Source organism: Bacillus sp. C28GYM-DRY-1 (assembly GCF_030519405.1).
Classification (GTDB): Bacteria; Bacillota; Bacilli; order Bacillales; family Bacillaceae; genus Bacillus; species Bacillus spizizenii_A.
This window is the reverse complement of record NZ_JAUMKF010000017.1, coordinates 43,589-57,253: the sequence shown is the minus strand read 5'-3', so window position 1 is coordinate 57,253 and position 13,665 is coordinate 43,589. Positions and strand designations below refer to the sequence as shown.

19 protein-coding genes are annotated in these 13,665 nt (G+C 42.3%); 3 read left to right on the top strand and 16 right to left on the bottom strand.

Features of this window, described 5'->3' with window-relative positions; all coding sequences use genetic code 11:
* Positions 1 to 37: 37 nt before the first annotated feature.
* Positions 38 to 472: a peptide-methionine (R)-S-oxide reductase MsrB gene (gene msrB / locus Q3W56_RS15605; RefSeq protein ID WP_019714690.1), complete on the bottom strand. Its 435-nt coding sequence runs from the start codon at positions 470 to 472 to the stop codon at positions 38 to 40.
* Entirely contained in the window at positions 473 to 1,006 is a 534-nt protein-coding gene (msrA, locus tag Q3W56_RS15600) for a peptide-methionine (S)-S-oxide reductase MsrA (protein WP_019714691.1), read from the bottom strand.
* Between the two features lie 132 nt (positions 1,007 to 1,138).
* Here msrA and Q3W56_RS15595 point away from each other — a divergent pair, with 132 nt between their 5' ends.
* A complete protein-coding gene (locus Q3W56_RS15595; RefSeq protein ID WP_302896115.1) occupies positions 1,139 to 1,564 on the top strand; it encodes a MarR family transcriptional regulator in 426 nt (141 codons plus the stop codon).
* Between the two features lie 93 nt (positions 1,565 to 1,657).
* On the opposite strand, the gene Q3W56_RS15590 is transcribed toward Q3W56_RS15595, so the two are convergent.
* From Q3W56_RS15590 to ilvA, 7 genes are all read right to left on the bottom strand, one after another.
* Positions 1,658 to 2,953 (bottom strand): MATE family efflux transporter, encoded by a 1,296-nt coding sequence (locus tag Q3W56_RS15590; protein WP_302896114.1) that lies wholly within the window; start codon positions 2,951 to 2,953, stop codon positions 1,658 to 1,660.
* 71 nt (positions 2,954 to 3,024) lie between these two features.
* Positions 3,025 to 3,219, bottom strand: a complete 195-nt coding sequence (gene ypmT, locus Q3W56_RS15585; RefSeq protein ID WP_019714694.1) for a protein YpmT — start codon at positions 3,217 to 3,219, stop codon at positions 3,025 to 3,027.
* A 12-nt stretch (positions 3,220 to 3,231) separates the two neighbouring features.
* Complete coding sequence (locus tag Q3W56_RS15580) at positions 3,232 to 3,795, bottom strand: YpmS family protein (protein WP_302896113.1); 564 nt, start codon at positions 3,793 to 3,795, stop codon at positions 3,232 to 3,234.
* Positions 3,796 to 3,803: 8 nt separating this feature from the next.
* Entirely contained in the window at positions 3,804 to 4,571 is a 768-nt protein-coding gene (locus tag Q3W56_RS15575; protein WP_302896112.1) for an SGNH/GDSL hydrolase family protein, read from the bottom strand.
* Positions 4,572 to 4,648: 77 nt separating this feature from the next.
* A complete protein-coding gene (scuA, locus tag Q3W56_RS15570) occupies positions 4,649 to 5,230 on the bottom strand; it encodes a cytochrome c oxidase assembly accessory protein ScuA (RefSeq protein ID WP_019714697.1) in 582 nt (193 codons plus the stop codon).
* Positions 5,231 to 5,380: 150 nt separating this feature from the next.
* Positions 5,381 to 5,632, bottom strand: coding sequence for a DUF2535 family protein (locus Q3W56_RS15565; protein WP_302896111.1), 252 nt, complete (start codon positions 5,630 to 5,632; stop codon positions 5,381 to 5,383).
* Between the two features lie 85 nt (positions 5,633 to 5,717).
* The gene (gene ilvA, locus Q3W56_RS15560; RefSeq protein WP_019714699.1) at positions 5,718 to 6,986 is read right to left on the bottom strand and encodes a threonine ammonia-lyase IlvA; all 1,269 of its coding nucleotides are present in this window, start codon (positions 6,984 to 6,986) and stop codon (positions 5,718 to 5,720) included.
* Positions 6,987 to 7,223: 237 nt separating this feature from the next.
* Between ilvA and Q3W56_RS15555 the strand changes: the two genes are divergently transcribed.
* Together Q3W56_RS15555 and trhA are read left to right on the top strand one after the other, a co-directional pair.
* Positions 7,224 to 8,216 (top strand): sigma 54-interacting transcriptional regulator, encoded by a 993-nt coding sequence (locus Q3W56_RS15555; RefSeq protein ID WP_302896110.1) that lies wholly within the window; start codon positions 7,224 to 7,226, stop codon positions 8,214 to 8,216.
* A 20-nt stretch (positions 8,217 to 8,236) separates the two neighbouring features.
* Positions 8,237 to 8,878, top strand: a complete 642-nt coding sequence (trhA, locus tag Q3W56_RS15550) for a PAQR family membrane homeostasis protein TrhA (RefSeq protein WP_019714701.1) — start codon at positions 8,237 to 8,239, stop codon at positions 8,876 to 8,878.
* A 32-nt stretch (positions 8,879 to 8,910) separates the two neighbouring features.
* Here trhA and Q3W56_RS15545 read toward each other — a convergent pair whose 3' ends face one another.
* From Q3W56_RS15545 to brxA, 7 genes are all read right to left on the bottom strand, one after another.
* Positions 8,911 to 9,531, bottom strand: a complete 621-nt coding sequence (locus Q3W56_RS15545) for a lysophospholipid acyltransferase family protein (RefSeq protein ID WP_302896109.1) — start codon at positions 9,529 to 9,531, stop codon at positions 8,911 to 8,913.
* Positions 9,532 to 10,038: a dihydrofolate reductase DfrA gene (gene dfrA / locus Q3W56_RS15540; protein WP_268400718.1), complete on the bottom strand. Its 507-nt coding sequence runs from the start codon at positions 10,036 to 10,038 to the stop codon at positions 9,532 to 9,534.
* On the bottom strand, positions 10,035 to 10,829 hold the full coding sequence (locus Q3W56_RS15535; RefSeq protein WP_302896108.1) for a thymidylate synthase: 795 nt from the start codon (positions 10,827 to 10,829) through the stop codon (positions 10,035 to 10,037). Before Q3W56_RS15535 ends, dfrA begins: the two co-directional genes overlap by 4 nt.
* An 83-nt stretch (positions 10,830 to 10,912) precedes the next feature.
* Positions 10,913 to 11,446, bottom strand: coding sequence for a phosphatidylglycerophosphatase A family protein (locus Q3W56_RS15530; RefSeq protein ID WP_302896107.1), 534 nt, complete (start codon positions 11,444 to 11,446; stop codon positions 10,913 to 10,915).
* A 15-nt stretch (positions 11,447 to 11,461) separates the two neighbouring features.
* Positions 11,462 to 12,076 carry a YpjP family protein gene (locus Q3W56_RS15525; RefSeq protein WP_302896106.1) on the bottom strand — a complete coding sequence of 205 codons (615 nt, stop codon included), beginning with the start codon at positions 12,074 to 12,076 and terminating at the stop codon, positions 11,462 to 11,464.
* Between the two features lie 258 nt (positions 12,077 to 12,334).
* Positions 12,335 to 13,120, bottom strand: coding sequence for a class I SAM-dependent methyltransferase (locus Q3W56_RS15520; protein ID WP_302896105.1), 786 nt, complete (start codon positions 13,118 to 13,120; stop codon positions 12,335 to 12,337).
* A gap of 41 nt (positions 13,121 to 13,161) precedes the next feature.
* Complete coding sequence (gene brxA, locus Q3W56_RS15515) at positions 13,162 to 13,596, bottom strand: bacilliredoxin BrxA (RefSeq protein WP_003218231.1); 435 nt, start codon at positions 13,594 to 13,596, stop codon at positions 13,162 to 13,164.
* Between the last annotated feature and the right edge of the window lie 69 nt (positions 13,597 to 13,665).

Sequence of the window (13,665 nt, the reverse complement as noted above, 5' to 3'; positions counted from 1 at the left end):
GCCTGTCTATCCAATAGGCAGGCCTGTTTTTTGTGTTTTATTTATTAAAGAATTTCAGATAGCTTTCGTATCCTTCTTCTTTCAGCTTATCTTTCGGCACAAACCGCAGCGCCGCTGAATTTATGCAGTAACGAAGCCCGCTTGGCCCCGGCCCATCATTAAATACATGGCCAAGATGAGAATCCGCAGTACGGCTTCTCACTTCTGTGCGAATCATGCCGTGGCTCGTGTCTAGTTTTTCTTCCACTTCTTCTTCTTCAACCGGCTTTGTAAAGCTTGGCCAGCCGCAGTGGGAATCAAATTTATCCTTGGATGTAAACAACGGCTTGCCTGACACAATGTCAACATACAGCCCTTCTTCCTTATGATTCCAATATTCATTTTGAAACGGCGGCTCCGTGCCGTTATTTTGCGTCACCTCATATTGCATGCGGTTTAGTGACTGAATTTTTTCTTCTTTATTGTTCGCCATTTATTTCGCCCCCCAATGCTCGCTGATAAATCCGGCACGTCCAGAACCTGTCCGGTAGCGCTGATAATGTCCTGGATTTTTTTTATAAAAATGCTGATGATAGCCCTCCGCTTCATAGAAAGGTTCAGCTTTTAAGATATCCGTTACAATCGGATCTTTAAATATTCCGCTTTCCGCCAGGCGCTGCTTGGAAGCTTCCGCAAGCACCTTTTGTGTATCATTATGATAAAAAATGGCTGCACGGTAGGAACTGCCGCGATCGGCAAACTGGCCGCCGGCATCTGTCGGGTCAATTTGCTGCCAAAATAATTCAAGCAGTTTTTCATAAGGGAACACATCAGGATTAAACGTGATTTGAACGGCTTCACGATGTCCTGTCGTTTCACTGCACACCTCTTCATACGTAGGGTTTTCAGTATGGCCGCCTGTATACCCAGACACCACTTTTTCAATTCCCGGCTGTTCGTCAAAAGGCTTAACCATACACCAAAAACAGCCTCCTGCAAATGTGGCGATTTCTTTTTTTTCAGACATACTGGTGCCTCCTTTGTTCATACGTGGTATTATTATATTATAGCATGTAAAAATAGAATGAAAATGATTCTGCTTCCCAATAAAATCTATAAGTTTTAAAGCAATATGCTTATGTAATGGAGGTTCACAAATTTGAAAGTAAGAACACAGATGATGTACGATATGGAAACTTTACTCCGTAAAGTCTTTAAACAAATACGCAATGAAATCAATGAGATTCTAGATAAAGAGCTGTCACGGAATGAATTCACCATTCTGCGGATCCTCAGTGAACAAGGGCCTAAAAAAGTCACCGAATTCGCGCCTATTTTAGAGGTATCGGCAAGCCACATTACGGCTGTAACCGATGCGCTGGTAGAAAAAGAATGGATTACGCGAATCAGATCGAAGGAAGACAGACGCATCATCCGCATTCATATCACTGAAGCGGGCGAAAAAGTCCTTCAGCATTTCAACGAGAAAAAAACGGAATATTTCTTTAAACGTTTTGACTGCTACAGTGATGCTGAACTCGCTACATTAATCGAGCTCTTCAGCAAACTTGATAAAAAACGATGAAAAAAAGCACATACCGCTATATATGGGTATGTGCTTTTCGCAGCGCCTCACTTATTTTCCAGTGAACAGTTTCATTGTTTTCCAGCGGCCGTATTAGTAATACAAAAACGCCGCACAGCTGCTTAATACAAAACTCATTCCAATTCCGAGCCCGATCCCTTTCTGTCCAAGCCAAGCTGAACATAGAGCTGTAAAAGGATATCTCAAAACCCAAAACGAAATCAAATTTAAAACCAGAACCTGCAGCATCGCTCCCGAAGCTCTGACGATTCCGTTCAGGACGAAGTTAATCCCAATAAAAGGATAGAAAAACGCGATCCACCGCAAATATTGTTCACCAAACGCAACCGCATCTGGCTCGCTGATAAATAACCTCATGAGGTATTTACCAAATACCCAAATCATAACAGCAATCACCAGCATGCAAGAAATAACAGCCATCACACCTAGCCTTGCAATCGTTCCCACTCTTTTATCGTTTCCGATTCCGATATTTTGCCCTGCCATACTGTTGACCGCCGTACCGGCAGCCATTGCTGGAAGCGTGATGATACTGTCGAGCCGCTGCACCGCGCCGAAGCCCGATACCACATGCTCCCCGTATGAGTTCACAACACTCATAATCGCCATCATTCCGCCTGTAATCACCATCATCTGCAAACCGGCTGGAATTCCGAGTTTCAAAATCAGCGCGGACTCTTCCCACTTGGGCACTCGCGGTATAGAGAACGGCACGAGCTTATGTTTGATGACATAGTACAATCCATACAGAAATGCAATGCCCTGTGACAAAATCGTCGAATAAGCAGCTCCCGCTATTCCCATGCGGAACACAGAAATAAAAAGCGGTGCCAACACTGTATTCAGCACAACGGCAAACGCGATAAACCGGAGAGGTGTCTTGCTGTCGCCGAGCGCCCGAAGCACAGTACTGATAAAGTTATAACCAAATAAAAATAAAATGCCGATAAATTGAATCTGTAAATAGGTCTCAGCAAGCGGTATCATTGACTCCGGTGTTTTCAGAAGACGAAGCAAGTGCTCTGACAGAAAAAAACCGGCCGCGCCGAATCCGATGCTTAGGCCTGTTAATAAAACGACAAAAGCGTTAATATACGACTTCATTCCTTTTTCATCGTCTTTACCCTTTTGCTGTGACAAAATGGTTAACGTCGCATTGTTAAGACCCAAAATAAAAGACAGTACTGTTAAAACAATCGTGCTTGATACCGCAGCTGCCCCTAGAGCCTTTGCCCCCAATAAATTGCCGATCCACAAACTGTCTATCAATTGAAAGGAAACCTGCAAGGCGTTTCCGAGCATAATAGGTGTTGAAAACAGCACAAGCTGTTTCAGCACGTTCCCCTGTGTAAAATCATATGCTTTCATTTTTTCTCCTTGTGTTATCAAATTTTCGTCAAACCGCACGAAAAAAGAGACGTTGTTTCATGTCTCTTTTTTCATGATTTATCGGTTTTTTTCCGGTCTCTCATACCGAATGTAAACACCATCACGCTTAGGAACAAGGCACAATAGGAAATGTTCAAATACGTTTGATCCATATCTTCAGCGGCTAGATGATGATATGCAAGCCAGCCGAAATACAGGGAAAATGTAAAGGATAATAAACTGAAATACTGGTAAATCCGTTTCATTTTCAGTCACCTCTATTGTTTAGGATGGTAATAGGAAAATTCAATTTCATCTTTTTCTAAATTTATTTTGTCCGCTTTGACATACATTCCATTCGCTAAAGGCATTTCTGACAGACGCACTTCGATGCTTTTATCGCCAGGATGAACGTGGACAAATGATGGCAATTCGTAAAAGCTATCCATATAATTTAACACAAAGCTAATTGGTATACTCAATTTCCCTAACGAAAATTTCGTGACATTCAGCTCCACATCGCCATTTTTTTTCACGCTCGGTTCAAAAGCGACAAACGCATCAATCGACGTGGAAAAGGCCTTGATTTTCCCTGCGACATGAACATCATCACTAATATCTACTTTATAATCAAGCTTGGTTGATGCTTTGTCGTTTAAATATGAGTTGACAAACGCAGCTAATGATTCTTTTGTGCTTGTCACTTGAAATCCATATTCGCTCTCAGCTGAATCCTTCACCTGGGCTTGTTCTCCCGGCATCATAACAAGTGCCATAAATCCAACGGCGAGGATAATATTAATTGCAAGCAATATAAAAAATAGTCGTTTCCACTTATTCATGTGTCACCCTACTCTTTCGGTAATCCTTCTTTTTTTATGGCTTGATAGACGCGTTTTGCAATGAGGGTATAACCCGTACCGTTAGGATGAAAATCATCTTCCTCAGAAATTCGGCTGCTGTCACTTTTTTGATTGAACAAGTCTGCGATATGAATGATCCTTGCATGTTTATCTTTTTTCAGCTCTTTTTCAGCAATATGGTTCCAATTAGTGACGACTCCGTTTATTTCACTTAATTCAGATAACGTAAACGTAAACGGATTATACATGCTGACATAAATCAGCTCAGCGTGATTATTCAGCTCCCGAATTTCAGAAATGATTTTTCCAAAACGCTTTTCATACGGCTTTTCCGCTTCCTGAAACGGTTCAACGGTTAATTGAAGAAAGTTTTGGCGAAGGACTTTCATCAGATCGTTACCGCCAATGGTAAAAAAGACATAATCTGCGTCCTTTATGCCTTTTTGAACCTTTTTATCTTTTAATTTCTCTAATAAATCATCCGAACGGTTCCCTTTCACGGCATAATTTTTTACGACTACCGTTTTGACTTGCTTTTCTGAACGGATGGAATCTGCCACCTTGCCGACATATCCCTTTCCGTCGGGATCTCCGATTCCTTCTGTCAGCGAATCTCCGACAGCCGCAATGACAATGTCCTCTTTCATTTTCGGTTCATGAGCTTTTTGTTTTCCCTCAGATGCTGTACGTATATTCGTACAAGCAGTAAGAAGCAAAATCAAACCGACCATGATTGAAAAAATGCGCAGCTTCAATCTTGTTGCTCCTTCCCATTCTACTAGTGGAAAGTGTATCATGTTTTAGAAGATTTGCAAATGCATAGTCTTCTAGCTTACTTGAGTGTACTGGCTGACTTCACATCGGCGATAATATCATCGTACGGTGTATTTTCCACTCCATTGTAATCTTTCAGCACCTTGCCGTCCGGGCCTACCAAATAAAAAGAAGATTGATGAATGACTTGGTCCTCTCCCTCCGGTTTCTTCACAATCGCTTTAAAGCTCTTAAGCGCGAACGCCTCAATATCACTCTGGCTGTAACCCGTGAGGAAATCCCAATTATCAAAGGATAATGGATAATTTGCGGCGAATTTCTTCAGCTGCTTCGGCTTATCGTTTTCTGGATCAACACTAAACGATACGATGCGGACATCTATATTCTCGGCTTTCAGTTTTTTTTGCAGATCTGTCATATGAGCCGTCATCGGCGGACATACCGTTTCACAATTGGTAAAAATAAAATCTGCCAGCCATACTTCTCCTTTTAAACTCTCTAAAGAAACGTTCTTGCCGTCTTGATTTTGAAATGTAAAAGGCTCCACCTCGTAATTGAGCGGATCTTTAATCTGTTGTCCCCCGCAGGCACACAAAAGCAGAAAAAACAGCCCTGCCATTACACCTTTGATAACCTTCATGACATTCACCCTCTCCAGCCAGCGTAAAAGCGCTTTCTAAAATTGTCCTTACTTGCTGTGTCCCATGCTTGTATTCGATACTGGGCAAAAAAATCCTGCATGCCTCCCATTCACTGATTCAAAGGGGGACATACAGGTATAAACGGCATATTACGCGTTGTGCTTTAACACCTCTTGATGAAAAACAGCCTGATAATCTGTCCATTTCATCTGGCGCTTCATATAATGTCGGAAAGAATACACTTTTGCCCTGCTGTTTGATGAAAACACTTCTTTTAAGTAGAATTGCAAATGGTGATGTAACATAAAGAAATAGTGCTCATCTTCCTTTAATACAGGTATTTCTGTCACTTTCACCTGAATCCCGTCACTGCGTTTGAACTCTAGGCTTTTGAGTAACAAGCTATCAATCCTCTTTTTTGTTTTTCTTCTATTATATACAATGCCAGCCGGACTGTCTGTCATTTTGCGCGGTTGTGTAAAAAAATTAGATCAGCAAATGGAACAGGTCCTCATCCTTATTCACCTCTACATAATGAAGCGGTTTTCTGTTCATCCGTTCAATCAGCGGCCCATAGTCGGCCTTGTTCTGCAGTTCGATGCCGACAAGAGCAGGTCCGTTGCTTTTATTATTTTTCTTCGTATATTCAAATCTTGTAATATCATCATTAGGTCCGAGAACTTCGTCAAGAAATTCGCGGAGCGCCCCCGCTCTTTGCGGAAAATTGACGATAAAATAATGCTGAAGCCCTTCAAAAATCAAGGACCGCTCCTTCATTTCCTGCATTCTTCCGATATCGTTATTGCCCCCGCTGACCACACATACCACATTTTTGCCTTTAATTTCATCTTTGTACAAATCAAGCGCTGCGACAGAAAGAGCTCCAGCCGGTTCAGCAACTATCGCACATTCGTTATATAATTCAAGAATGGATGTACATACTTTTCCTTCAGGCACAAGGAGGATGTCATCAACGACATATTCCAGCGTTTGGAACGTTTCCTCACCAATTTTTTTAACTGCTGCTCCATCTACAAACTTATCAATTTTATCAAGTGTGACGACATGCCCAGCTTTGTTTGATTCAAAATAGGATGCCGCTCCCGCCGGCTCAACAGCAATTACTTTTGTATCAGGAGACACATTTTTCAAATATGTACCTACTCCTGAGAGAAGCCCGCCTCCTCCGACACTTGCAAAAAGAAAATGGGGTTCTGTATCAATGTCGTTTAAGATTTCGACTGCCAACGTTCCCTGTCCGGCCATCACATCCGGATCATCGAACGGATGGATAAACGTCCGGGATTCCGCCTCACAGCATTCAACAGCGCTTTTATACGCATCGTCAAACGTATCACCTGTCAAAATAATATCGATAAACCCTTTACCGAATAGTTCAACTTGAGATACTTTTTGTTTCGGTGTAGTGGACGGCATAAAAATTTTCCCGTGAATGCCGAGATGCTTACACGAGAACGCCACACCTTGAGCGTGGTTTCCGGCACTTGCACACACAACTCCGTTCTCAGTCTGCTCGCTGGAAAGCTGTTTGATTTTATGATAAGCCCCTCTGAGCTTAAAAGATCTGACAACTTGCAAGTCTTCACGTTTCAAATAGATATTGCATTCATATCTCTCAGAGAGTCTATCATTCCTTTGCAATGGTGTGTGAATGACAACGTCCTTCACGTTTTGATGAGCCTTCAAAATGTCTTTCACTTGGATGAGAGAGTTTTCTTTAAGCAACGGTTTCATGTACAGATTCCTTTCTTGTTTTAAATCCCTATTTAATATGCCATTATAACACGAATATTCAAAAAATAAGACAATTAATTTTTTAATAATTTTAAAAAGTACTGACTATCTCCACTATATCTTGTCGTTACACCTGCTTCACCAAGGCCTAAGAAAAAAGATGACCGTAAATAAAACGTGTTTTCAGCCAAAAGGCATGTTATAATAAAACCAATTAGAACCAAAAGGAGCCAATTGATGAATACCGCACCAATACCTAACACATTTCAACATCTCATCGGAGAACATCAAACATTTCTAGAAACGAAGCGAATCGCCAAGCAGTTCTCACGATCAGAGCTTCCTGTCCTGATAACAGGAAAAATCGGAACAGGAAAAGATCTTTTCGCACAAGCAATACACCAGGGCTCTTCGAGATACAGCGAACCTTTTATCAGCGTCAATTGCAGTACCCATTCGGAAGAAAGCCTTATGCGTGAGCTTTTTGGTCCTAACGGAAACTCAGGTGTCTTTCAAGAAACGGCTCGAGGAACCCTTTTTCTTGATGAAATATGGCGCATGCCTACCTCTGTACAAGCTCAGCTGTTAAAAGTGCTTGATTCAGACACGGAGAAACCGAGAATCATCTGTGCTTCCGCAGATGGATGCGCAGACTATACATTCAGGCAAGACTTATTTTACAGACTAAGTATCTTAACGCTCACACTGCCCGAACTGTCTGAACGAAAAAGCGATATACCGCTTTTGACACAATATTTTCTCTCAAATTCCGGTCAGCAATTGTTAATTGACCCCTCAGTCTTTTCGATGCTGGAGCAACACACATATGAAGGCAATGTCAGGGAGTTAAAAAACGCCGCAGATTATATGGCGACAGTCGCAACCGGAGGAACGATTCATCCATATGACCTGCCTCCATATATTAGGGGTGCAATAGACGGAAAAGAGAAGAAAAAAGCAAAGCTGCTGACTTTAATGGAAAAAGCCGAGTTTTTGTTTATTTTGGAAACAATAAAAGCGTTAAACGAAAAAGGAGAACCAGCCAGCAGACGGATCATTTCGGAACACAGCAAAAACACCCAAACCTCGTTATCTCCGCAGCAGGTCAGAAGCCGTCTCGATTATTTGGAGAAAAAAGATTATGTCACAAAAAGCCGAGGACGCGCCGGCACTAAAATTACTTTAGAGGGTTTAAGCTTTTTAGAAACGCTGAAAAATCAAATGATCTAACGATCGAAAGGAGAATGCACTTGTTTACAATTAAAGAAGAAATCGCGAATGCGATAACACACGGGATCGGTGTGATCTTATCCATACCAGCATTAGTGTTTTTGATCATATTTGCAGCTCATTACGGATCTGCATGGGACATAGTCAGCTTTACAATATTCGGTGTCTCTATGCTGCTATTATATTTGAGCTCCACATTGCTTCACAGTATCACACATAAAAAGACGAAGGATATTTTGGAGATTATTGATCATAGCGCCATTTACGTACTCATTGCCGGAACCTATACGCCTTTTTTGCTGGGGCCGCTGAAAGGCACACTTGGCTTCACCCTGCTGGTTATCGTTTGGTCTCTTGCCCTAGGAGGAATCGTTTTTAAAATATTCTTCGTGAAACGGTTTATTCTATTGTCAACCTTAGTGTATTTGATTATGGGATGGCTGATGATTATCGCGGTTAAACCTTTATACGCTTCACTAAGCGGAGCGGGATTCAGCCTTCTTTTTCTCGGCGGCATTTTATACTCTGTCGGAACCATCTTTTATATTTGGAAAAAGATCCCCTTCCATCACGCCATTTGGCACAGCTTTGTATTAGGCGGAAGCGCTGCGATGTTTTTCTGTGTGTTGTTTTATTGTGTGAAGGTGCCGTTTATTTCGTAACAGAAAAGCGCAGTCTTTAAGACTGCGCTTTTTCATGCACGTAATTGTTTTTCATTTGTAGGTATAAAAGCTTTTGAAAAGGACAATTCAATGTCTGCTGGTTTTAAACGTTTAAAAAACGATCCCTTTTGCAAGTCATCTGTTCCTTTCGTCTCCACCATCACCAACGGAAGATGATAGCGGAACGCAAGCTCTACAGGATCTATAGAACCGTCTAATGAAAGAATCAGGCTCTGTCCTTTTTCCAGCTGTTTCGTCACATCTTCATATACCTTTTCTGAATCGCCGTCTGAAATCACATCCATCCGATCTAGCCATTGCCCGATAAAAGGCAAGCGAAACACTTTTGGATTGGCAATAAAACCGGCCGGTTCTTCAATATATCCAGCAATTAAGGCCAGTTCAGCCAAACGCAAACGAGGATGCACATACAAAACAGGACCGCGCGGTATTGGTTCAGGCTGATTAATCGTCACAACTGAACCGGTGATGCCGATACAGCCTTCCAAAAACGCCTTCGGCTGCTCGTAGACAAGGGTCATCTGTTTTTTGTATGACAGACGTGGATCAAGCATCCTTTGATTAAATAATTGTTTCATATTTTTTAACAGCATATACACAATATAAACCACTAGCAAGCTGTAACGAACCAATTAAAATCCTCCCGCTTCAGAAGAATTCTTTTTTTCATACACTAGAAATTCATAATCGTATGGGTTTTTTTCGTCCTTGATCCCCCGCTCAGAAGAAACCAGTTTCCAATTGATTTCGTCAAATTCTGGGAAGTGGCGGTCACCCTCAAACTCGTGATGAATTTTCGTCATATACAATCTGTCCGCATAAGGGAACAGCGCAGTATAAAGCTGAGCCCCTCCGATCACAAAGCATTCGCCAGAGCCTGAACAAATGTCCAAAACATCCCTTAACGAACTGACAACCGTGCATCCCGGAAATTCTGAAGCCGGAGCTGATGTGACGACAATATTTTTCCGGTTCGGAAGCGGACGTCCAATCGATTCATATGTTTTCCGGCCCATAATGATTGAATGGCCCGATGTTACTTTTTTAAAGTACGCAAGATCATTGGGCAAATGCCACGGCAAATCATTGTCTTTGCCGATCAGCCTGTTGGCATCCATCGCAAAAATGAACGAAATCATACGCTGACCGCTCCTTTAATATGAGGGTGCGGATCATAATCCTCTATGATAAAATCCTCAAATGTAAAGTTGAAAATAGAATCAATTTCTCTGGCGAAACGAAGCTTCGGCAGCGGGCGCACATCTCTTGTCAGCTGCAAATTGACCTGTTCAATATGATTTTGATAAATATGGACATCGCCAAATGTATGAATAAACTCGCCCGGTTCAAGCCCAGTCACATGAGCAATCATCATGGTTAACAGGGCATAAGAAGCAATATTAAACGGCACACCGAGGAAAACATCAGCAGAGCGTTGATACAGCTGACAGGACAGCTTGCCATCAGACACGTAGAATTGGAACAGGCAATGACACGGCGGCAATGCCATTTTATCAATTTCACCAACATTCCATGCGTTCACGATTAAGCGTCTGGAGTTCGGATTTGTCTTAATATCTTCAATAAGGCGGGAAATTTGATCTACGGTTTCCCCGTCAGCTCCCCGCCAAGAACGCCATTGTGAACCGTATACAGGTCCGAGTTCACCATTTTCATCAGCCCACTCATTCCAGATTCGTACTCCGTTTTCCTGCAGATATCGTACATTAGTATCTCCTTTTAAAAACCATAGCAGCTCATGCGCAATTGATCTAAAGTGGAGTTTTTTTGTGGTCAGCATCGGAAAGCCTTCCTGTAAATGAAATCTCATTTGATACCCGAAGGTGCTGATTGTTCCGGTCCCTGTCCGGTCTCCCTTTTTTTCGCCATGCTCTAATACATGTCTGCATAAATCCCTATACTGTTTCATTTTTTTCATCCTTTAAAAGTAGTCTTCTAGTAGTGTAACACAATAAAAAAATCATTTCTGAACCAGAAATGATTTTTTTATTGTCAGCTGATGACAGGTTTTTCATCCTGTTCTTTTTCTTCGTCTTGCAGATCCTGATGCGTATGAGCAATTCTGCTCGCCGCTGCTGCCGCAAGGGCTGCCACAATATCATCCAAAAAGGTATGAATACCGTCTGTACTTTCATCAAGTTCCTTAATGATTCCAACCTTCTCTTTATCCAAATAACCGAAGTTGGTCAAGCCTATCGATCCGTACACATTAACGATAGAAAGAGGGATAATTTCATCTATGCCATAAAGCGGTTCATCCGTTTCGACAAGGTGCTGCAGCGGTTCCGGAAGAAGTTTCTGCTCAGCGAGCTGATCAAGCGCAAGACCTGTTAAAACAGCATGAATAATTTCACGTTTGTTCAGCACCTTATCTACGTTCTCCATACATACACTGAGCGGAAGATTTGGATTGTATTTTTCCTGAAGTTTTTGAACAATCCGCGCAATATCTTCTAACATAACGCCCCGTTTATTTAGCATATCTTTTGTTATATCGACCATTTCATTCATTGTGTACTTCTTCATGTCATGGCATCTCCTTTACGCACTCATCCAGTTGGGAGGCGTGTTGCGGTCCCAGTAAATGCTCCCAAGCTCATGATGTGATTGAAATCCATCTTCTGCTGTATGATAGTGAAAATTAAACCAGTAGCCGTCGTGGGGCGGGTGGTCTCTTCGCACATGAAATCTGATGAGGTCTTCTCCAGTCGTCCGATTGTAAACGTTGAACATTTTTTCCGTTTTGCCCGCTGAAGGCATGCTGGAAATTACGACATCTTGATACGACTCATCATCTTGCAATGTTGCTAAATAATCACTAATCACGTTTTCAATTTGCGGCAGGATCTCTTTCCGATAGTCATCCTCAATGACCGGAGCGATTTTGCTGCCGAATTTCAAAAAGGACTGATCCTCAGCACTATCGAGGAGCTGTTCCTTGTACGATTGAAAAAGCAGTTCAGGGTCTTGCCTGTCTTCCAACTCATTATCATCGTACAGATCATGCTCATCATAAAAAGCGGTGTAATCATTCTGCTCAAGACTGCTCGGCTGTCCGGAGGGCTTGTCCGCCATAAGAGCAGCCGGAGGAGATACGAGCCCGAAGGTTACAATGGTAAATAAAACTACAAGAGTCTTTCTCATCCACAATTTCATGACTGCTTATTCCTCTCTATTTTATTGTCATATTTCTCTTATTTTAGCACACCCGAAACATGCAAGTCATGTATGATATGAAACTGATATGCAAATTAGGAGATTCGTTGCTTTGCGGTTTGTGTAATAACGCTTACAATATTCTATGAAAGGAGGCATCCGCATGATTGACGCTCTGTTTGCCACAGTTTCACTCTTAACATTGTTATACTTTGTCGTCATGGAAGTCACCGATTAACAGAAAGCCCGTGATATCAATCACGGGCTTGTTTTGCTTGCGGCTTGAATAACGCCATAATGGAACAATGCTGTTTTTCTTTTCATGACGTTAAAACCAAACTGTTCAAATCGCGGGCTTTTCCAGTGGTCTTTTAGCACAACACTTTTTCTGGCAGCGCGCACCGCTTCTTTGATACACCCTTCATCCAAAACTGAGTCCTCTGCCAAATCCCGTAAAGGCGCGATACCGTCAGACGACTCTACAGGCTCATGAAACATTGGATCAAAATAAACCACATCAACAGAGTTGTTAGGAAGCTGCTTGATGTATTCAAAGCAATCACCATTCTTCACTTGAATTCTTCTCATTGCAGCCTGAAGCTCTTCTATGCCTGTTTCCCATGAATGCAGTCCCGCCCTCACCAAAACGGACACAAGATGGTTTTTTTCAATCCCAATCACAGAACCCGTTTTGCCTACTGCCATACTTGCGATAATGGCGTCAGAACCTAGTCCGAGTGTGCAATCTAAAAATGTGTCCCCTTCCGATAAACCAGCTGCCCGAAGCATCGGCTCCTGCTCCCCCCGTATGAAGCGTTTAGCTCTGAACATCGCTGTATTCGGGTGAAAAAAGAATTTTGCGCCTTGTTTCGTATAAAGTTCAAACCGTTCTTTGCCGACCACTAGTAAATTACGTTCAGCTGACTTCAGCAGGTTTTCAACCGTTTGTTTATTTCGGCCGCAAAATGGCATATTCAGCTCTTTTGAAAGCTGCTTTGCGGTTTTTATGGTATGTTCAGACGGTCTATAGCTTGTTGTTATCATCTTCAGTACTCCTAAAAAGAAAATGCCCGGAAAACGGGCATTTAGCAGTGTGCATCAAAGGCAGCGGTCAAATTTTTCATAATCTCTTCCATATCATGTCCTTCAATTTCATGGCGTGGAATAAAATGTACGACTTCTTTGCCTTTCAAAAGAGCCATTGATGGTGAAGAAGGCTCCTGGCCAGTAAAATACTCACGCATTTTTGCAGTAGCTTCTTTATCTTGGCCCGCAAATACAGTCACCGTATTGTCAGGTGTTTTGTCATGCTGGAGGACTGCCTGTGTTGCCGCAGGACGTGCAAGGCCTGCCGCACAGCCGCACACAGAGTTAACGACTACAAGTGTTGTGCCCTCTGCCTTTTCCATAAAGTTTTCTACTTCTTCCGCTGTTGTTAATTCATCAAAACCTGCCCCAGTCAGTTCACGGCGCATCGGTACGACAAGCTGGCGCATGTATTCTTCATAAGCCATTGACATAAAAAAAGCCCCCTCTATTATCCTTCATCTGAAGTAAGGATACTATAGAGAGGGCCGGATTTCAAATGT

Coding starts and splice junctions, on each gene's coding strand:
- msrB (WP_019714690.1), bottom strand. CDS start 472: ATGGCGAACAATAAAGAAGAAAAAATTCAGTCACTAAACCGCATGCAA.
- msrA (WP_019714691.1), bottom strand. CDS start 1,006: ATGTCTGAAAAAAAAGAAATCGCCACATTTGCAGGAGGCTGTTTTTGG.
- Q3W56_RS15590 (WP_302896114.1), bottom strand. CDS start 2,953: ATGAAAGCATATGATTTTACACAGGGGAACGTGCTGAAACAGCTTGTG.
- ypmT (WP_019714694.1), bottom strand. CDS start 3,219: ATGAAACGGATTTACCAGTATTTCAGTTTATTATCCTTTACATTTTCC.
- Q3W56_RS15580 (WP_302896113.1), bottom strand. CDS start 3,795: ATGAATAAGTGGAAACGACTATTTTTTATATTGCTTGCAATTAATATT.
- scuA (WP_019714697.1), bottom strand. CDS start 5,230: ATGAAGGTTATCAAAGGTGTAATGGCAGGGCTGTTTTTTCTGCTTTTG.
- ilvA (WP_019714699.1), bottom strand. CDS start 6,986: ATGAAACCGTTGCTTAAAGAAAACTCTCTCATCCAAGTGAAAGACATT.
- Q3W56_RS15555 (WP_302896110.1), top strand. CDS start 7,224: ATGAATACCGCACCAATACCTAACACATTTCAACATCTCATCGGAGAA.
- dfrA (WP_268400718.1), bottom strand. CDS start 10,038: ATGATTTCGTTCATTTTTGCGATGGATGCCAACAGGCTGATCGGCAAA.
- Q3W56_RS15535 (WP_302896108.1), bottom strand. CDS start 10,829: ATGAAACAGTATAGGGATTTATGCAGACATGTATTAGAGCATGGCGAA.
- Q3W56_RS15530 (WP_302896107.1), bottom strand. CDS start 11,446: ATGAAGAAGTACACAATGAATGAAATGGTCGATATAACAAAAGATATG.
- Q3W56_RS15525 (WP_302896106.1), bottom strand. CDS start 12,076: ATGAAATTGTGGATGAGAAAGACTCTTGTAGTTTTATTTACCATTGTA.
- Q3W56_RS15520 (WP_302896105.1), bottom strand. CDS start 13,120: ATGATAACAACAAGCTATAGACCGTCTGAACATACCATAAAAACCGCA.
- brxA (WP_003218231.1), bottom strand. CDS start 13,596: ATGTCAATGGCTTATGAAGAATACATGCGCCAGCTTGTCGTACCGATG.